This window comes from Nocardia harenae NBRC 108248, from assembly GCF_001612885.1.
Lineage (GTDB): Bacteria > Actinomycetota > Actinomycetes > Mycobacteriales > Mycobacteriaceae > Nocardia > Nocardia harenae.
Map to the genome: position 1 here is coordinate 14,165 of NZ_BDBH01000006.1, position 18,626 is coordinate 32,790.

15 protein-coding genes are annotated in these 18,626 nt (G+C 73.8%); 10 read left to right on the forward strand and 5 right to left on the reverse strand.

What is annotated here, in order from left to right:
* The 3 genes from NH2_RS14365 (at position 1) to NH2_RS14375 (ending at position 6,345) form a co-directional block, all read left to right on the forward strand.
* Entirely contained in the window at positions 1-1,143 is a 1,143-nt protein-coding gene (locus tag NH2_RS14365) for a glycosyltransferase family 4 protein (RefSeq protein WP_067653690.1), read from the forward strand.
* 35 nt (positions 1,144-1,178) lie between these two features.
* The gene (locus tag NH2_RS14370) at positions 1,179-1,892 is read left to right on the forward strand and encodes a demethylmenaquinone methyltransferase (RefSeq protein ID WP_084505549.1); all 714 of its coding nucleotides are present in this window, start codon (positions 1,179-1,181) and stop codon (positions 1,890-1,892) included.
* Between the two features lie 121 nt (positions 1,893-2,013).
* On the forward strand, positions 2,014-6,345 hold the full coding sequence (locus tag NH2_RS14375) for a bifunctional nitrate reductase/sulfite reductase flavoprotein subunit alpha (protein WP_245650577.1): 4,332 nt from the start codon (positions 2,014-2,016) through the stop codon (positions 6,343-6,345).
* Here NH2_RS14375 and NH2_RS28780 read toward each other — a convergent pair.
* Both NH2_RS28780 and NH2_RS14380 read right to left on the reverse strand, forming a co-directional pair.
* On the reverse strand, positions 6,339-6,491 hold the full coding sequence (locus NH2_RS28780) for a hypothetical protein (protein ID WP_157103783.1): 153 nt from the start codon (positions 6,489-6,491) through the stop codon (positions 6,339-6,341). The two genes, NH2_RS14375 and NH2_RS28780, sit on opposite strands and share 7 nt — an antisense overlap.
* A 28-nt stretch (positions 6,492-6,519) precedes the next feature.
* Positions 6,520-7,101, reverse strand: coding sequence for a TIGR03086 family metal-binding protein (locus NH2_RS14380; RefSeq protein ID WP_245650578.1), 582 nt, complete (start codon positions 7,099-7,101; stop codon positions 6,520-6,522).
* Positions 7,102-7,222: 121 nt separating this feature from the next.
* Between NH2_RS14380 and NH2_RS14385 the strand changes: the two genes are divergently transcribed.
* Positions 7,223-7,408, forward strand: a complete 186-nt coding sequence (locus tag NH2_RS14385; RefSeq protein ID WP_067653696.1) for an Rv3202a family protein — start codon at positions 7,223-7,225, stop codon at positions 7,406-7,408.
* A gap of 3 nt (positions 7,409-7,411) precedes the next feature.
* Here the strand turns inward: NH2_RS14385 and menD are convergent, their stop codons facing one another.
* Positions 7,412-9,037, reverse strand: a complete 1,626-nt coding sequence (gene menD, locus NH2_RS14390; protein WP_067653698.1) for a 2-succinyl-5-enolpyruvyl-6-hydroxy-3-cyclohexene-1-carboxylic-acid synthase — start codon at positions 9,035-9,037, stop codon at positions 7,412-7,414.
* Between the two features lie 105 nt (positions 9,038-9,142).
* Entirely contained in the window at positions 9,143-9,595 is a 453-nt protein-coding gene (locus NH2_RS14395; protein ID WP_067653701.1) for a DUF6918 family protein, read from the reverse strand.
* Between the two features lie 313 nt (positions 9,596-9,908).
* On the opposite strand from NH2_RS14395, the gene NH2_RS14400 reads away from it, so the two are divergent.
* The 5 genes from NH2_RS14400 (at position 9,909) to NH2_RS14420 (ending at position 14,460) form a co-directional block, all read left to right on the forward strand.
* The gene (locus tag NH2_RS14400; RefSeq protein WP_067653703.1) at positions 9,909-10,802 is read left to right on the forward strand and encodes a 1,4-dihydroxy-2-naphthoyl-CoA synthase; all 894 of its coding nucleotides are present in this window, start codon (positions 9,909-9,911) and stop codon (positions 10,800-10,802) included.
* Positions 10,802-11,182: a VOC family protein gene (locus tag NH2_RS14405; protein WP_067653705.1), complete on the forward strand. Its 381-nt coding sequence runs from the start codon at positions 10,802-10,804 to the stop codon at positions 11,180-11,182. Before NH2_RS14400 ends, NH2_RS14405 begins: the two co-directional genes overlap by 1 nt.
* Before the next feature lie 260 nt (positions 11,183-11,442).
* The gene (gene menE / locus NH2_RS14410; protein WP_067654135.1) at positions 11,443-12,579 is read left to right on the forward strand and encodes an o-succinylbenzoate--CoA ligase; all 1,137 of its coding nucleotides are present in this window, start codon (positions 11,443-11,445) and stop codon (positions 12,577-12,579) included.
* A gap of 76 nt (positions 12,580-12,655) precedes the next feature.
* Complete coding sequence (locus tag NH2_RS14415) at positions 12,656-13,636, forward strand: ATP-binding cassette domain-containing protein (protein ID WP_067653707.1); 981 nt, start codon at positions 12,656-12,658, stop codon at positions 13,634-13,636.
* Positions 13,633-14,460: an ABC transporter permease gene (locus NH2_RS14420; protein WP_067653709.1), complete on the forward strand. Its 828-nt coding sequence runs from the start codon at positions 13,633-13,635 to the stop codon at positions 14,458-14,460. Before NH2_RS14415 ends, NH2_RS14420 begins: the two co-directional genes overlap by 4 nt.
* Here the strand turns inward: NH2_RS14420 and NH2_RS29825 are convergent.
* Complete coding sequence (locus tag NH2_RS29825; RefSeq protein ID WP_067653711.1) at positions 14,442-18,056, reverse strand: AfsR/SARP family transcriptional regulator; 3,615 nt, start codon at positions 18,054-18,056, stop codon at positions 14,442-14,444. The genes NH2_RS14420 and NH2_RS29825 overlap by 19 nt on opposite strands.
* Before the next feature lie 80 nt (positions 18,057-18,136).
* On the opposite strand from NH2_RS29825, the gene NH2_RS14430 reads away from it, so the two are divergent.
* Entirely contained in the window at positions 18,137-18,598 is a 462-nt protein-coding gene (locus NH2_RS14430; protein WP_067653713.1) for an SRPBCC family protein, read from the forward strand.
* Positions 18,599-18,626 lie beyond the last annotated feature (28 nt).

Genomic DNA, 18,626 nt, shown 5'->3' on the forward strand with positions numbered 1-18,626 from the left:
GTGCGCGTAGCCATCGTCGCGGAATCGTTCACGCCGAACATGAACGGTGTCACGAACTCCGTCCTCCGGGTGCTCGACCATCTGGATCGGCTCGGCCACGACGCCCTCGTGGTCGCGCCCGACACCGTGCGCGGCCTGCCGCCCGCACCGAGTCACCAGGGCAGATTCCCGGTGCACCGGGTGCCCGCGGTCATGGTGCCGAAGATCAGCTCGCTGCCGGTGGGGCTGCCGCAGCCGGGCATCACCGCCGCCATCGCCGCGTTCGACGCCGACGTGGTGCACCTGGCCTCGCCCTTCCTGCTCGGCGCGGGCGGGCTGGGCGCGGCGCTGCGGCTCGACCTGCCGAGCATCGCCGTCTACCAGACCGATGTCGCCGGGTTCGCCAAGAGTTACGGCCTGAGCCTGGCCACCAGGGCCGCCTGGGGCTGGACCAGGCGCATCCACGAGGGCGCCACCCGCACGCTGGCGCCCTCCAGCGCGGCCGCCGCCGATCTGGCCGCGCACGGCATCCCGCGGGTGCACCGCTGGGGCCGAGGCGTCGACATCGCCCGCTTCGCGCCCTCACGGCGCAGCCGGGAGCTGCGCGAACGCTGGCTCGGCGGCACCGAGCGGATGCTGGTGGGCTTCGTCGGCAGGCTGGCGCCGGAGAAGCACGTGGACCGGCTGGCGGTGCTCGCCGGGGACCCCGAGGTACAGCTGGTGATCGTCGGCGACGGCCCGCAGCGGGCGCGGCTCGCCGAGCTGCTGCCCGGCGCGATCTTCACCGGCGAGCTGGGCGGGCTGGAGCTGGCCGAGGCGTACGCGAGCCTGGACGTCATGGTGCACCCGGGCGAGCACGAGACCTTCTGCCAGGGCGTACAGGAGGCGCTGGCCGCCGGGGTCCCGGTGATCGGGCCGGACGCGGGCGGCCCGCGCGACCTCGTCGCGCACTGCCGCAACGGCTACCTGCTCCCGGTGCCGCGCTTCACCGAGCTGCTGCCGAGCGCGGTCGCCGCGCTGCGCGACAGGGCGCTACGCGCCCGGTACGCCACCGCGGCCCGCAAGTCGGTGCTGCACCGCACCTGGCCCGCCGTCTGCGACCAGCTCATGGCGCATTACACCGCGGTCACCGGCTTTTCCGAGCGCACGTCACACACGGCCTGAAGGGTGAAACACCGGTGACCGGATAGGGTCGCGGTGTGGCGAAAACAGGACAGCGCGAATCCATCCGGGCATCGCTGGACAAGCGGCCGGACGAGGTCGCGTCGATGTTCGACGGGGTCGCGAAGCGGTACGACCTCACCAATACCGTGATCTCGGCCGGGCAGGACCGGTACTGGCGCTGGGCCACCAGGCGCGCGCTCGATCCGCGCCCCGGCGAGCGGGTGCTCGACCTGGCCGCGGGCACCGGCGTCTCCACGGTGGAGCTGCGCCGCTCCGGCGCCTGGTGCGTCGCCACCGACTTCTCCCAGGGCATGCTGGCCGCCGGGCGCGGCAGGCAGGTGCCGATGGTGGCGGGCGACGCCATGGCGCTGCCCTTCGCCGACGCCTCCTTCGACGCCGTCACCATCTCCTTCGGGCTGCGCAATGTCGCCGACATCGACCTGGCCATGCGCGAGATGCTGCGCGTCACCAAGCCCGGCGGGCGGCTGGTGATCTGCGAGTTCTCCACGCCGGTGTTCGGGCCGTTCCGCACGATCTACATGGAGTACCTGATGAAGGCGCTGCCCCGGGTGGCGCGCGCGGTGAGCAGCAACCCGGACGCCTACGTCTACCTCGCCGAGTCCGTCCGGGCCTGGCCCGCCCAGCGGCAGCTGGCGCGGCGGATCACCGAGGCGGGGTGGTCCGCGGTGAAGTGGCGCGACCTGACCGGCGGCGTAGTCGCTCTGCACCGGGGATTCAACCTCGGCTGACCTGCGCTTTCGTGATTCGCACCACAGCTCACCGGAGAAAATCGCCTCGGTGAGGCGGAATGTCACCTGACGATAACGTCGGGTAAAAACCGCGCAACCGCGCCGCAGCACCATGGACTCCATGCGGGAAGCGGATACGGTGCGCACACAGTGCTCGTACTGCGGTGTCGGCTGCGGCATCACCGTGGCGACCGGGGTCGAGCGCGGCGTTCCGGTGATCGCGAAGGTCGCCGGGGACAAACTGCACCCGGCGAACGCGGGCAGGCTCTGCACCAAGGGCGCGACGCACGCCGAGCTCATGCGCACGGACGGGCGGATGGGCACCGCGCTGCGGCGTCCGGCGCGGGACCGTGAGCCGGAGCCGGTGCCGGTGGACGACGCCGTCGCCGAGGCCGCCGCCCGGCTGCGCGCCATCCTGGACGAGCACGGCCCGGACGCCGTCGCGCTGTACGTCTCCGGGCAGATGTCGCTGGAGGCGCAGTACCTGGCCACCAAGCTGGCCAAGGGGTACCTGCGCACGGTGCACATCGAGGCCAACTCCCGGCTCTGCATGGCCAGCGCGGGCACCGGCTACAAGCAGTCGCTCGGCGCCGACGGCCCGCCCGGCTCCTACGACGACATCGACGCCGCCGACCTGTTCTTCGTGATCGGCGCCAATACCGCCGACTGCCACCCGATCGTGCACCTCCGGATGGCCGACCGGCTCAAGGCCGGGGCCAAACTCATCGTGGTCGACCCGCGGCGCACCGAGACCGCCGACCGCGCCGACCTCTTCCTGCAGATCGCGCCCGGCACCGACCTGGCGCTGCTGAACGGCCTGCTGCACCTGCTGGTGGCCGACGGCGCGATCGATACCGAGTTCATCGCCGCGCACACCGAGGGCTGGGAGGCGATGCCGGAGTTCCTGGCGGACTACCCGCCGGAGCGGGTCGCGGAGCTCACCGGGCTGGCCGAGCCGGATATCCGCACCGCGGCGCGGTGGATCGCCGAGGCGGGCGAGTGGATGTCGCTCTGGACCATGGGGCTGAACCAGTCGACGCACGGCACCTGGAACACCAATGCCGTCGTCAACCTGCACCTCGCCACCGGGGCCATCTGCCGCCCCGGCAGCGGGCCGTTCTCGCTCACCGGCCAGCCGAACGCCATGGGCGGGCGGGAGATGGGGTACATGGGGCCGGGGCTGCCCGGCCAGCGCAGCCTGCTCTCCCCCGCCGATCGCGCCTTCGTGGAGACGGCGTGGGAGCTGCCGCCCGGCACCATCAGGGACAAGGCCGGGCCAGGCACCATCGAGATGTTCCGGGAGATGAGCGCCGGGAAGATCAGGGCGGCCTGGATCATCTGCACCAACCCGGTGGCGACGGTGGCCAACCGGACCACCGTGATCGCCGGGCTGGAGGCCGCCGAGCTGGTGATCACCCAGGATGCCTACGCCGCGACCGCGACCAACACCTACGCCGACATCATGCTGCCCGCCACGCTCTGGGCCGAGGCGGAGGGCACCATGGTCAACTCCGAGCGCACGGTGACGCTGCTCGGGCAGGCGGTGCCGCCGCGCGGCGACGCCAGGCCGGACTGGCTGCTGATCGCGCAGGTGGCGCGGGCCATGGGGTTCCCCGGGTTCGAGTTCGAGACGGCCGCGGAGGTATTCGCCGAGATCACCGGCTTCGCCAACCCGGCCACCGGCTACGACCTGCGCGGCATGAGCCACGAGGCGCTGCGGAGCGGGCCGATGCAGTGGCCGTGCCCGGATCCGGAGCGGCCGCGCAACCCCATCCGCTACGTCAACGACGGGGTCAGCCAGACGCTGTTCACCGATGCCGACGGCACCACCCCCCGGCTCGCCTTCGCCACTCCGAGCAGGCGCGCGGTCTTCCTCGCGCGCCCGCACATGCCGCCGAGGGAGATGCCCGACGACGACCACCCGTTCCTGCTGAACACCGGCCGGTTGCAGCACCAGTGGCACACCATGACCAAGACCGGGCGGATCGGCAAGCTGACCAAGCTCACCGGGGAGCCGTTCCTGGAGATCTGCCCGGCCGATGCCGAGCGGCTGGAGATCCGGCCCGGCGACGGGATCGAGATCACCTCGCGGCGGGGCCGGGCGGTGCTGCCCGCGCGGATCTCGGACCGGGTGCGGCCGGGCGACTGCTTCGCGCCCTTCCACTGGAACGACGAGCACGGCGAGTACCTGACGATCAATGCCGTCACCAGCGACGCGGTGGACCCGGAATCGCTGCAGCCGGAGTTCAAGGCGTGCGCGGTGGCGCTGCGCCGGGTGCCCGCCGCGCCGCGGCCCGCGCCGCAACCGGCCCCCGAGGCGCACCCGCTCGCCGCCGTGCTCGGGCTGGAGGGCACCACCCCGACGCTGAGCGAGGCCGAGCGGATCTACCTCTCCGGCTACCTCGCCGCGTTGCAGGCGCTCCCGGTGACCGGGCAGCCGGTGCTGCCCGAGACCGCGCCGATCTCGCCGGGCAGCCGGATGTGGATCGACGGGCTGCTCGCCGGGATGTACTCGCGGGCGACCGGCGACACCGTCGAGGCCGTGCCGGAGCGCACGGTGACGGTGCTCTGGGCCTCGCAGACCGGCACCGCCGAGGAGCTGGCGGCCGATGCCGCCGCCCGGCTCAGCGCGGCCGGCTTCACGCCGCGGCTGCGGGATATGGACGGCTGCGACCCGGCCGAGCTCGGCGGCGACGTGCTGGTGGTGAGCAGCACCTTCGGCGACGGCGGGCCGCCGGACAACGGCCGCGACTTCTGGGAGCGGCTGGCCGAGCACCCCGGGCGATTCAGCGGCATGCGGTACGCGGTCTTCGCGCTCGGCGACTCCGCCTACGACGACTTCTGCGGGCACGGGCGCAAGCTCGACGAGACCTTCGCGGCCCGCGGCGCGCAGCGGCTGCTGACCAGGGTCGACAGTGAGCCGGAGTACGCCGAGGCGGCGGATGCCTGGTTCGAGGCGGTGCTGGCGGCGCTCGGGTCCGGCGGGGGGCCGGTGGGGTCCGGTGCGCCGGAGGGTGGCGGCGGATATCCGCCGGGTGGTGACTTCGCTCCGGACGGGGCCGCCCCCTCCGGGCCGGGCGGCATCCCGGCTGGTGCGGGGGGCATCCCCGCTGGTGCGGGCGGGGTGCCCGCTGGTGCGGGCGGGCTCCCGGTTGGTTTGGGCGGAATCTCCGCTGATGCGGGCGGCGGTGCGCCGGCCGGGGCGGGCCGGGTGCCCGTCGGTGCCGGTGGCCCACGTGCCGGTGGGGGTGGCGCTGCCGGCCGCGGCCTCCCCGTCGGCGGCGCGTTCGCCGGTGCCCCCGCGGGCCGGGCGGGTACGGCGACGGCGGTGCGGCCGGCGAAGCACCCCGCGCGCTTCACCCGCAACGCGCCGGTCCACGCGCCCCTCGTGCGCAACGAGGTGCTCTCCGCGGGCAGCACCAAGGAGGTCCGCCGCTTCGGCTTCGACCTGCGCGACCTCGACGTGCGCTACGAGGCGGGCGACGCGCTCGGCATCTGGCCGCGCAACGGCGACGCCCTGGTCGCCGAGTGGCTCGCCACCACGGGGTTGGACGGCACCCGCCCGGTCGAGGTGGACGGCGCCGACCTCCCGCTGGCCGAGGCGCTCGCCACCCGCTACGACATCACCCGGGTGAGCAACGACCTGCTCACCTTCGTCGCCGAGCACCACCCGGGCAACAACCAGCTGGCCAAGCTGCTGCGCCGGGACAACCGCAACGAACTCGAGGGCTACCTCTGGGACAAGCAGGCGGTGGACGTGCTGCGCGACTTCCCGGTCCGGGCCGACCTGGTGGAGTGGCTATGCGCGCTGAAGAAGCTGCAACCGCGGCAGTACTCGATCTCCTCCAGCCCGCGGGTGAGCCCGCACGAGGTGGAGCTCACCGTCGGCGTGGTGCGCTACGCCGAGCGCGGCGGCGTCTGCTCCACCTTCCTGGCCGACCGGGCCGATTCCGGGGTGCCGATCTTCCTGCAGCGCGCCCCGCACTTCCGCCCGCCGCTGGACCGCACCGCCCCGATGATCATGGTCGGCCCCGGCACCGGCATCGCCCCCTTCCGCGGCTTCCTGCACGAGCGCCGCGCACTCGGCGCCACCGGCCGCAACTGGCTCTTCTTCGGCGACCAGCACGCCACGCAGCATTTCTACTACCGCGCCGAGCTGGAGGACATGTTCCGCTCCGGCTTCCTCACCCGGCTCGACCTGGCCTTCTCCAGGGACCAGCGGGAGCGGGTCTACGTGCAGCACCGGATGATCGAGCACGGCGCCGAGCTGTGGTCCTGGCTGCGCGACGGCGCGCACTTCTACGTCTGCGGGGACGCGGCCCGGATGGCGACCGACGTCGACGAGGCGCTGCTCACCATCGCGCGGGTGCACGGCAAGCTCGACGACGAGGGGGCCCGCGCCTTCCGCAAGCAGCTGGTCGCCGAGAAGCGCTACGTGCGGGACGTCTACTGAGCGCCCACCGGCGGCGGGTCGAGCCGGGCGAGCTGCTTCGCCGTGAGCGTCACCTCGAAGCGGCGCTCGATGCCGTCGCCGCCGGACCGTTCCTCGCGCCGTAAGCGGACGGCGTGGCGCGCGCCACCCGGCTCACGACGGCGCACGGGCCCCGCGGTGCGGGCCGGTCGGGCGCTACGCGATCCAATCCGCCCGACGACCGGTGCGGGCGAGCACCCGATCGAAGCGGGACGCGTCGGCGGCGACCGGCTGGACCGGGCCGAAGAGCCCGGGCGTCCCCTCGGCGGGCATCTCGGCGAGGAACCCCTCCAGCACCTCGAGCTCGCCGGGCGTCACGTCGTAGGGCAGCCCGGTGGCCCTGGCCAGATCCCAGCCGTGGATGACGAGCTCGTCCAGCGCCACCGCCGCCATGGCGGACGCGGGGGCGGTGACGCCGCCCGCCTCGGTCTCGCCCGCCCACGCGGCCTGCTCGCGCCAGGCGGCGACCAGGGCGTCCAGCCGGGCCGGGATGAGCGTGCGCCAATCGGCGGGCAGCTCGCTGGCGGCCACCTCGGGCGGCTGCGAGCCGCTGACCTCCTTCGTCGCGGCCTGCCGGAAGGCCTCGGTGAGCCCGGCGACGTGGCCGAGCAGCGCGCCGACCGAGACGCCTGGGCACGGGGTCGGCCCGGTGAGCTGGTCGTCGCCGATTCCGGCGACAACGGTGGCCATCCGGTCGGCGGCGACGGCGAAATCGAAGGCGGGGGCGGCAGTGGTCACGGCGGATCTCCTGTCCTGGGAACGGCTCTCACCGATACCGACGGAGCGGGCTGGCTGGATTCATCGGCGCGCCGCGGGTATACCGGTGCCGAACGGAAACCCCCGCGGAGAGGAGCGCACGATGGTCGATCGCAGCACACCCGCCACGTTCGAGGTGTCCGAGGCCGATCTGGCCGAGCAGTCCCGCCCGGTCGATCCGGACGATGTCGCGCCGAGCCCCGAGGTGCAGGGCGACCTGTGGAGCGCCGACCCCGCCGACGTGGCGGAGCAGCGCATCGAGGTCCCGCTCGACGACGAGCGGGAGTAGCCCTCAGCTGATGGCGGCGCGCACCGATCCGTGCAGCTCGCGCAGCCCGGACCGCTCGGTCGCGACCTCCAGCACCCGCACCCCGTGCGCGTGGCCGGTGAGCGCCGCCGCCAGCTCGGCGGTGTCCACCTGCCGGTGCGGGATGCGGTAGGCCGCGCAGAGCGCCGCCAGGTCCATGCCGTGCGGGGTGCCGAAGACCCGCTCGAAGACCCCGGCGTACTGCGGGTCGCCCTGTTCCAGCAGCTCGAAGATGCCGCCGCCGTCGTCGTTGGCGACCACGATGGTGAGGTCGTCCGGGCGCGGCTCACCGGGGCCGATCAGCAGCCCGGAGGCGTCGTGCAGGAAGGTCAGGTCGCCGATCAGGGCGAAGGTGCGGCCGTTGTGCCGCATGGCGGCGCCGAGCGCGGTGGAGACGGTGCCGTCGATCCCGGCGACGCCGCGGTTGGAGATTACCGTCACCCCCGGCCGCGGCGTCGAGACCAGCGCGGTGTCGCGCACCGGGTTGGAGGCGCCGAGCAGCAGCTGGTCGCCCGCGCGCAGCGCGTCCGCGACCACCGCGGCGACGTGCAGCCCGGTCGGCTTCGGATGCCGGGCGAGCTCGTCCCGGACGGCGTGGTGCGCGCGCTCGTTGAGTTCGTGGCAGCGGGCCAGCCAGGCCGGGTCGGGGGCGCCGGAGATCACGGCCCGCGTTCCGGTGCCGACCACATTGCCGGAGACATCCGGCCAGCGTGGGCCGGTGGTGAGCGCGTAGACGGTGACCTCGGGGTCGGCGAGCAGCTTGGCGACCGGGCGGTGCAGGGTCGGACGGCCGGTGATGATGGCCTGCTTCGGCCGCAGCAGCGGCAGCGCCAGCGGGTGCAGGGCGGGGCCGTGCAGCGGCGCGGTCGGCTCGGCGACGGTGGGCAGCGCGGCGAGCTCGGGCCGCAGCCCGGCGCCGTGGCCGGAGATCACCACGGTGTCCGCGGTGAGGTCGATGGCGAGCGGGACGTCGAGGGTGGCGTGCTCGGTCCTGGTCCACGGGGCGTCGCCGGCCCGGCCCGGCGGGAGTTCGGCGGCGTTCGGGTCGGGGACCAGCGGCTCGCGCAGCGGGATGTCGAAGTGCACCGGCCCGGCATTGCCGGAGCGGGTGCCGCGGGCGGCGGCGAGCACCCGGCAGACCGCCGAGCGCCAGACGCTGTTCTGCCGCGGGTAGCCGGGATCCGGCTCCAGCTCGGCCAGCCCGAGGCTGATGGTGGCGCGCACCTGGCTGCCGAAGAGCCCGAGCTGCTCGACCGTCTGGTTGGCGCCGGTGCCGAGCATCTCGTAGGGCCGGTTGGCGCTCAGCACCACCAGCGGCACCCTGGCGTAGTTGGCCTCCAGCACGGCGGGGCCGAGATTGGCCACGGCGGTGCCCGAGGTCATCACCACCGGTACCGGGGCGCGGCCGGAGAGCGTGAGCCCGACCGCGAGGAACCCCGCGGTGCGCTCATCGATGCGCATGTGCAGCCGGAGCCGCCCCCCAGCATCCGCGGCCTGCAGGGCGAAGGCCAGCGGGGCATTGCGGGAGCCGGGGCACAGGACCACGTCCCGCACCCCACCGCGCACCAGTTCGTCGACGACGACCTGCGCCTGCGCTGTTGACGGATTCACGTCTCCAGACTTCCAGACGCGCGCCGCTGCCGCCGCGTCGCCCTGCTCACAGCGTGGGACGTGGCTCGCGCCGCCGGCGGCAGCGGCGACGGCGCGAGTGCGGGTTCAGGCCGTGGCGTGCCGCTGGACCAGCGCACCCACCCGCGGCAGCGCCTCGACCACGTTCTTCTTGGCCGAGGAGCGCAGCGAGGAGTACACCTTCTGCAGCGCCGGGCGGGTCGAGGACTCGGCCCGCTCGTCGGTCACCTTCAGCAGCGCTTCGGCGACCTCGTCGGACTTGGCGACCAGCAGATCGGCGAAGCCGGCGGTGCTGCCGGACGCGGTGTACTCCTGCCAGTAGGGCTCCAGCTGGGCCAGCAGGCGGGGGGCGAGGGACTCCAGGGCGTCGGGGACGATGGACGGGCCGATCTTCTTGACCGCCGCGTAGCCACCCTTCACAGCCAGGCCGGACGCACCACCCTTGTCCGAGACCTCGGCATCCAGGACCTCGACAGCGTCGGCAAGGAAGGCCGGCCGCTTGGCATCGTCGAGCAGGGATTCAGACAGTGCTGCAACCACTTTCAGGTTCCTCCGGAATCGGTTCGTTGTACGAGCACGCGCCACTATACGCACCGCCGCCCGCATCCACCCGGCTACGGCTGCCCGGGCAGCGGTCGAATCATCGATCCTTCGGCATCCGCGGGCAATTCGCCCTGCTCATCGCGGAGCTCCGCGGTGACGAACGTTTTCCGCCGCTCGACCCGATCGACCTGCACCGCGAACGGCCAGCGTCCGGCCCGGCGGGGTGACCTCGCGCTCGTCCCGGCCCGGTGTACACCGTCCAACCGGGGGCGCTTCCGGCCGGTTCACCGGTGCCCCGATAATCGCAGGGGTGACCTTCGACCCCGCATTGTGGCGCCCGGTACCCGGCTTCGAGAACCTGACCGACATCACCTACCACCGGCACCTGTCGCAGGGCACGGTGCGGGTGGCGTTCGACCGGCCGGAGGTGCGCAATGCCTTCCGGCCGCACACGGTGGACGAGCTCTACCGGGCACTCGACCACGCCAGGATGACCTCCGACGTCGGCGCGGTGCTGCTCACCGGGAACGGCCCGAGCCCGAAGGACGGCGGCTGGGCCTTCTGTTCCGGCGGCGACCAGCGCATCCGCGGCCGCAGCGGCTACCAGTACGCGGACGGCGAGACCGCGGAGACCGTCGACCCGGCGCGCGCGGGGCGGCTGCACATCCTGGAGGTGCAGCGGCTCATCCGGTTCATGCCCAAGGTGGTGATCGCGCTGGTGAACGGCTGGGCCGCGGGCGGAGGGCACAGCTTGCACGTGGTCTGCGACCTCACCCTCGCCAGCCGGGAGCACGGGAAGTTCAAGCAGACCGACGCCGACGTGGGCAGCTTCGACGGCGGCTACGGCAGCGCGTACCTGGCCAAGATGGTCGGGCAGAAGTTCGCCAGGGAGATCTTCTTCCGCGGCCGCCCGTACAGCGCCGAGGAGATGCACCGGATGGGCGCGGTCAACGAGGTGGTCGACCACGCCGAGCTGGAGAACGTCGCGCTGGAGTGGACCGCCGACATCCTCGGCAAGTCGCCGCAGGCGCAGCGCATGCTCAAGTACGCCTTCAATCTGGTGGACGACGGCCTGGTGGGCCAGCAGCTCTTCGCGGGCGAGGCGACCCGGCTGGCCTACATGACCGACGAGGCGGTCGAGGGGCGCGACTCCTTCCTGGAGAAGCGCGCGCCGGACTGGACCCCGTACCCCTGGTACTTCTGATGGACATCCTGAGCAGCCGGGTCATCCTGCGCCCCGGCGACTACGACACCACGCTGGCCTTCTACCGGGACGCGCTCGGGCTCGCGATCGCCAGGGAGTACCCCGGCGGGACGGTCTTCCACGCCGGGCAGTCGTTGATCGAAGTGGCCGCGCACGGCGGCTCGGACGAGCCGTCGGCGTTCAGCGGCGCGCTCTGGCTCCAGGTGCGCGATATCGGGGATGCCGCCGCCGAACTCGCGCTCGCCGGGGTGCGCATCGACCGGGAGCCGAAGCGCGAGCCGTGGGGGTTGCTGGAGATGTGGATCGCCGACCCGGACGGAGTGCCGATCGTGCTGGTCGAGGTGCCCGCCGAGCACCCGCTGCGCCGGGATTCGCGGTGAGGTCTTCGCCTTCGAGTTGCCAGCAGGCAAACCGAAAGGGACGATAACGACTCGGGCGAGACCCGACCGCCGACGTCCGGGGAGTCGCCCGAGTCGTTCTCGTCGGACGAGAGAATCGCGGTTTCGATGCCTGTCGTACCTGAGCCGTTGTCGGCCTCCCCGCGCGCCCGCCGCGCCGGTTCCCGGACCACCCGTTCCGTGTGTGCGCACGCGGCCATGACACGATCGCTGTCGTGAGCAAGCCCCTGCGGATCCTGCCGATGCCGACCGGGTCCGGCGTCGGCGATGTGCTCCCGCACCTGCGCCAGGCGCTGGAGGGCAATGGTCCGGCGTGGCTCCCCATCCCGAACAGCGACCGCCGCGAGGCGCGCAGGCTCGGCGACGCGCTCGCCCCCGGCGAGCCGATCGACGAGGACGTGGCGCTGGTCGTCACCACCTCGGGGACGACCGGGGTGCCGAAGGGCGCCATGCTCGGCTCCGCCGCGCTGCGGGCGAGCGCGAGCGCGACGCACGAGCGGCTCGGCGGGCCGGGGCAGTGGCTGCTGGCGCTGCCCACGCACCACATCGCGGGCATCCAGGTGTTGCTGCGCAGTATCCAGGCCGGGACCGAGCCGGTGGTGCTCGACGTCGGCGGCGGGTTCCTGCCGGAGGCGCTGGCCGGGGCGATCCGAGCCATGCGCGGCGAGCGGCGGTACACCTCGCTGGTGCCCACGCAGCTGATCAAGGCGCTGGAATCGCCCGCGGCCGCGACCGCGCTGGCCGGGCTGGACGCGGTGCTGGTCGGCGGGGCGGCGACGCCGGCCCGGGTGCTGGAGCGGGCGCGCGCCGCCGGGATCACCGTGGTGCGCACCTACGGCATGAGCGAGAGCTGCGGCGGCTGCGTCTACGACGGGGTCCCGCTGGACGGGGTGCGGCTGCGGATCGAGGACGGGCGGGTGCTGCTCGGCGGGGCGACCATCGCCACCGGCTACCGCAACCACCCCGACCACCCCGCCTTCGCCGAGCCCGGCTGGTTCCGCACCGACGACGCGGGCGTGCTCGAGGACGGCGTGCTCCGGGTGACCGGGCGGCTGGACGAGGGGATCAGCACCGGCGGGCTGCTGGTGCTGCCGCAGGTCGTCGAGGCGGTGCTCGGCACGCACCCGGCCGTCGCCGAGTGCGTGGTGCTCGGGCTGCCGGACGAGCGGCTCGGCCAGCGGGTCGCCGCCGTCGTCGTCACCACGCCCGGCGCCGAGCCGCCCACCCTGGCCGAGCTGCGCGCCCACGTCACCGCCGAGCTCGACGCCGTCGCCGCGCCCCGCGAACTCGCCGTCCTGGAGGAGCTCCCGCTCCGCGGCCCCGGCAAACCGGACCGCACCGCCCTGCGCGACTACCTGCTGGCCGACAGCCCGCACTGACCCGCCGACAGCCGCACGCAAGAGCCGTGCAAGAGGTGTGCGGGCGGTGCAAGTCCGGGGGCGCACGCTCGGAGCCATGACAGATTCCACACCCCTCGCGGTGGAGGCCATCGACCTGGTCAAGGTGTTCGGCACCCAGCGCGCCGTCGACGGCGTGAGCCTCGCCGTTCCCGAGGGCTCCGTGTACGCGGTGCTCGGCCCCAACGGCGCGGGCAAGACCACCACCATCCGCATGCTCGCCACCCTGCTCCGCCCGGACGGCGGCACCGGCCGGATCTTCGGCCACGACGTGGTGGCCGAGCCGACGGCGGTCCGCTCGCTGATCGGCGTGACCGGGCAGTACGCCTCGGTGGACGAGGACCTCTCCGCCACCGAGAACCTGATCGTCTTCTCCCGCCTGCTCGGGCTGAGCCGCCAGGACTCCAGGCGCAGGGCCACCGAGTTGCTGGAGGAGTTCGGCCTCACCGATGCCGCCACGAAGTCGCTGAGCAACTTCTCCGGCGGCATGCGCCGCCGCCTCGACCTGGCCGCGAGCCTGATCGCCACCCCTCCCCTGCTCTTCCTGGACGAGCCGACCACCGGCCTCGACCCGCGCACCCGCGCGCAGATGTGGGACACCATCCGCCGCCTGGTCCGGGAGGGGGCGACGGTCCTGCTCACCACCCAGTACCTGGACGAGGCCGACCAGCTCGCCGACCGGATCGCGGTGATCGACCACGGCAGGGTGATCGCCGACGGCACCGCCGACGAGCTCAAGCAGTCGGTCGGCGGCTCCTCGCTGCACCTGGTGCCTGCCGATCGCTCCCGGCTGGCGGAGGCGCGGCAGCTGGTCGCCGCCTTCCTCGACGCCGAGGCGACGGTCACCCCGGAGGCGGGGCGGATCACCGCGCCGCTGCGCGATGCCGACGTCACCACCGACCTGCTGGTCCGGCTGCGCCAGGAGCGGATCGCCATCGCCGAGATCACCGTCAGCAAGCCGAGCCTGGACGAGGTCTTCCTCACCCTCACCGGCCGCCCCTCCGAGGACGCGACCGACACCGAAAAGGACGCAGCATGACCGACACCCTCGCCCGCACGGCGCAGCGCATCTCCCCGGTGCGCCCGGCGAGCAACAGCGTGAGCCCGGCCGCCACCCTCTCGGCCTCGCTCACCATGGCCTACCGCGGGCTGCTCAAGATCCGGCACAAGCCGGAGCAGCTCTTCGACGTCACCATCCAGCCGATCCTGTTCACCGCGCTCTTCGCCTACATCTTCGGTGGCGCCATCGGCGGCAGCGTGCAGAACTACCTGCCGGTCCTGATCCCCGGCATCCTGGTGCAGACCGTGGTGCTCACCTCGGTGGTCACCGGCACCCAGCTCCGCGAGGACATGGACAAGGGCGTCTTCGACCGCTTCAAGTCGCTGCCCATCGCCCGGATCGCGGCGCTGGCCGGCGCGCTCATCGCCGACATGGTGCGCTACACCCTGGCCACCGTGCTCACGGTCGTGGTCGGGCTCGCCATCGGCTACCGGCCGGAGGGCGGGTTCGTCGGCGTGGTCGCGGCCGGTGTGGTGATCGTGCTCTGCTCGTTCGCGGTGAGCTGGATCTGGGCGCTGGTCGGTGTCACCGGGCGCAGCGCGGCCGGGGTGCAGGGCATCTCCATGATGGTCATGTTCCCGCTCACCTTCATGTCCGGCGCCTTCGCGCTGACCAGCACCATGCCGGGCTGGATGCAGGCGATCAACCACGCCAACCCGGTGTACTACATGGTCAACGCCTGCCGTGACCTGATGAACGGCAACGGCTTCGGCAGCAGCACGGTGTACTCGCTGCTCGGCGCGATCGTGGTGATCGTGATCTTCGCGCCGCTCGCGGTGCGGGCCTACATGCGCCGCGCCTGAGCTGCGCCTGCGTCGGGGGTGTCCGGTTCGCCGGGCGCCCCCGCCGTCGTCTCGGCGATCAGCCCGAGCACCTGGCGCAGCAGCCGCATCCGGCGCGCGGGGCCGAGCGCCGCCTCGGCCTCCGCGATCGCCGTGGGGCCGAGCGCGGCCTCGGCGAGCGCCAGGTGCCGGTGCACCAGCATCGTCGGGAAGTCCTGCCGCGCGGGCAGCCGCGGCGCGGCGAGCAGCAGCCGCAGCCCGGTCTCCGGGTCGTCGCCGGAGACGATGAGCCTGCTGCCGAGCGCGCAGGCGATGGCGCCGACCTGCGGAACGTCCTGGAAGGTGTGGAAGATCCGGCCCGCCGCCTCGGCGAGCTCGCGGGCGACCTTCCCGGCCTCGATCGGGTCGCCGTAGAGCACCTCGGCGTCGAGCGTGGCCGCCACCAGCATGAGCACCCAGGCCCCCGGCCCGTGCGAGGTGCCCGGCCAGCCGGAGACGGCGAGCGCGCGCCGGTACCTGCGCACCCCCTCCTCGATCCGGCCGCGCGCGAACAGCAGCTCGGCCTGCGCCTGGAAGAGGATGCCGAGCAGCCCGCTGACGGTGCCGTCCGGCGCCTCCGGGTCGAGGTCGGCGAGTTGCATGGTGCGCTCCAGCTCGGCGTCGGCGCGCTCCAGCTCGCCGCAGCCGATCAGCACCCCGACCAGCGCGGTCCGCGCCTCGATCAGCTCGTCGTAGGCGCCGATCCGCTCCAGCAGGCCGATTCCGCGGACGTAGGGCTCGACGGCCTCGCGGTACCGGCCCGCCTGGCCGTGCAGCTGCGCGATGTGCCGGTGCGCCGAGGCCAGGCTCCAGCCGTCGCCGGGGCGGAGCAGGGTGAGCGTGGTCGCCGCGTCCCGCAGCGAGCCGTGCAGGTCACCCAGGTTCTCCCGGATATTCGCGCGCAGGATCAGCGCGTTCACCCTGGCGTCCCGGTCCGGTGAGCGCACCGCCTCGGCCACCAGCCGCGGGATGCCGGTGCCGCGCGGCGGGCTCACCAGCAGCCGGGCCGCGAGCACCACCGACTCCGAGATGTCGGTGCGCAGGGCGAGCAGCCGCCGGGTGCGGATCCGCACCAGGGCCAGCGTGCGCAGCTCGGTGTGGTCGCGGAAACCGGCGTGCAGGATCTGCAGCGCGGTACCGATCACCTGCAGGTCGCCGGAGGGATGCGGGTCGTCCGGCGCGGGCGGCGGGACGTGCAGCAGCCGCTCGGTCCAGGCGATCACCTCGCCGTGCGCGCCGCGCATCATCCAGAGCACGCCGAGCGCGGGGAAGACCGTGTAGACGGTGCGCCCGTCGGCGCGCTCGGTGGCCCAGCGCAGCGCGGCGAGCAGGTTGTCCTGCTCGGCGTCGAGCTCGCCGCCGAGTATCAGCTGGTCCTCCCGATAGGCCCTGGCGCCGAGGTCCTCGCAGCAGCCGCGGGCCCAGGTCAGGGTGCGGGTGATGATCTCCTCGCCCTCGCCGCTGGCGGCCAGCCGCTCCTCGCCGTACTCGCGCACCGTCTCCAGCATCCGGTAGCGCAGCCCGGCCGGGGTGTCCTGCACGGTGAGCAGCGACTGGTTCACCAGCCCGTCCACCGCGGCCGCGACCTCGCCCACCTCGGCACCCGCGGCCACCACCTCGGCGGCGGCCAGGGTGAAGCCCGCCGGGAAGCGGCAGAGCCTGCGCAGCGCCACCTGCTGCCCCGGCTCCAGCAGGTTCCAGCTCCAGTCGATCACCGCGTGCAGGGTGCGGTGCCTGGCCGGGGAGCTGCGGTCGCCGGAGCGGAGCAGCGCGAAGCGGTCGTGCAGCCGCTCGGCGATCTCCTCGACGCTCATGGTCCGCACCCGGGCGGCGGCCAGCTCGATGGCGAGCGGCAGGCCGTCCAGGGTGTGGCAGAGCCGGGCCACCACGGCCGGGTCGATCCGCACCGACGGCCGGACCGCGCGGGCCCGCGCCGCGAAGAGGTCGGTGGCGGGGGAACCCGCCGGGTCGATGCGCAGCGGGGGCAGCGGGTACACCGCCTCGGCGGTGATCATGAGCGGCGCGCGGCTGGTGGTGAGCACCCGGAGCCGGGGGACGTGCGCGATGAACTCGGCCACCAGCGTGGCGACGGCCTCGATCAGGTGCTCGCAGTTGTCGAGCACCAGCAGCGTCGGCCGGGCCGAGACGGCGTCGAAGAGCCGCTGGCGCAGCTCGACCGGGCCGGTGCGCAGGGTGGAGCTGTCGAACGGCGCCTCGGAGACGCCGAGCACCGCGGCGATCGCGCTCTCGATCTCGCCGCGCGCCACGTCCGGTTCCGCGGCCCGGATGGAGGCCAGTTCGACCAGGGCCACCGCGCCGATCTCGCGGGCGCCGAGTTCGTGGGCGACGCGGGTCTTGCCGGTGCCGCCGGGACCGAGGACGGTGGTCACCCGGGAGGTGCGCAGGAGTTCTTCGAGCGCGGCGAGGTCGGCGGCGCGGCCGAGCAGCGGGTTCGGTGCGGCGCGCACGCCGAGCCCGAGGAAGGGCGCCCGGCCCGCGTGGCCGTCGGCTCCGGCGCTGCCGGGTTCGGCGGGAAGCCCGGCGAGCGCCGCCGGGCGGGCGGCGCCCGTGTCGAAACCGAACTCGAGGTCACCGGGCCGTGGTGCCGGGCGGGCGGCGCCGGCGGCGTACCCGGGGTCCGCATCCCGAACGTGCGGTGCCGGGCGGGCGGCGCCGGCGGCGTACCCGGGCTCGGGACGGCCGATGTGCGGCAGGCCCGCGGTAGCGGGCGGGAGATCGGGGGCGAGGGGGGCGATGCGCTCGCCGCGCAGGACGGCGGTGTTGAGCTCGGTGAGTTCGGGGCCGGGATCGGCGCCGAGGCGGTCGGCGAGCCGGGCGCGGAACCCGGCGACGGTCTCCAGCGCGGCGGCGGAGCGGCCGGTGGCGGCGAGCAGCCGCACCAGCTCGACGTGCGCCGGTTCGTCCAGCGGCAGCGCGGCGGCCCGGTGTCCGGCCAGCCGGAGCGCGCCGCCCGGATCGCCGGTGCCCGCCCGGCCGGTGATCTCCAGCGCGTCGAGCTCGTCCGCGTACCCGGCGGCCCGCTCGCGCAGCTCGTCCGCGAGCGGACCGGGCGGCAGATCGGCTCCCGGCTCCCCGCGCCAGAGCGCGCGGGCGGCGAGCACAGTGGTCAGGCAGGCGGCGTAGGCGCCGGAACCGCGCTGCGCGCGCGCCTGTTCCAGCAGCAGCGCGCAGTGCGACAAATCGACCAGCTCGGCGCCGAGCTCCAGCCGGTACCCGGCCGGGCCCGCGCTCACCGCGCCACCGGGCAGCACCGAGCGCAGCCGGGACATCTGGGTGTGCAGCGCGTTCATCGGCGCCCGTGGCGCCGCCGCGCCCCAGACGTCCTCGATCAGCCCCGCCGCGCTCCGGCTCCGCCCCCGCCGCAGCGCCAGCGCCGCCAGCAGCGCGCGGGCCCGCGCACCGGGCAGCGGCCGCAGCGCGCCTGCCCCGCGCACCGCTACGGGCCCGAGCAGCCCGATCTCGAGCAGCGCACCACCCGCGGCCGCCCGCGGTGGCTCCCCGTCGCGCGGAGCCACCGTCTGGTTACGCCCGATCGGGCCACTGCTCTCCGGCACCATTCCGGAATCGATCCTAGAGTTCACGCGACCGATGCGGCGCGCGTCCCACGCGGCCCCGGCGCTCGGCTTACAGTCGGCCCATGACCGATTTCGAGGTTGCCCGGCGCACCGTGATCGCCGCCGAGCCTGCCCGCATCCACGGGCTGATCGACGATTTCCACCAGTGGGTGCACTGGTCGCCGTGGGAGGACCTGGATCCCGCGCTGAACCGGCAGTACGCGGGCCCCGACTCCGGTGTCGGCGCCTCCTACACCTGGAACGGCAACCGCAAAGCCGGGCGCGGCACCATGACAATTACCTCCAGCGCGGAGCACGAGATCGGCGTCCGGGTGGACTTCCAGAAGCCGATCGCCGCCACCAACGACGTCCGCTTCGAGCTGGCGCCGGTGGCGGGCGGCACCGAGGTGACCTGGCGGATGACCGGGAAGCGCACCGGCTTCCTCGGCGTGATCGGCCGGGTGGTCCCGATGGACAAGTTCATCGGCAAGGACTTCGAGAAGGGGCTGGCCCGGCTCAAGACCGCCGCCGAACAGCCCGCCTGAACTCCGGGCCGCCCCGCGCCGGATTAGG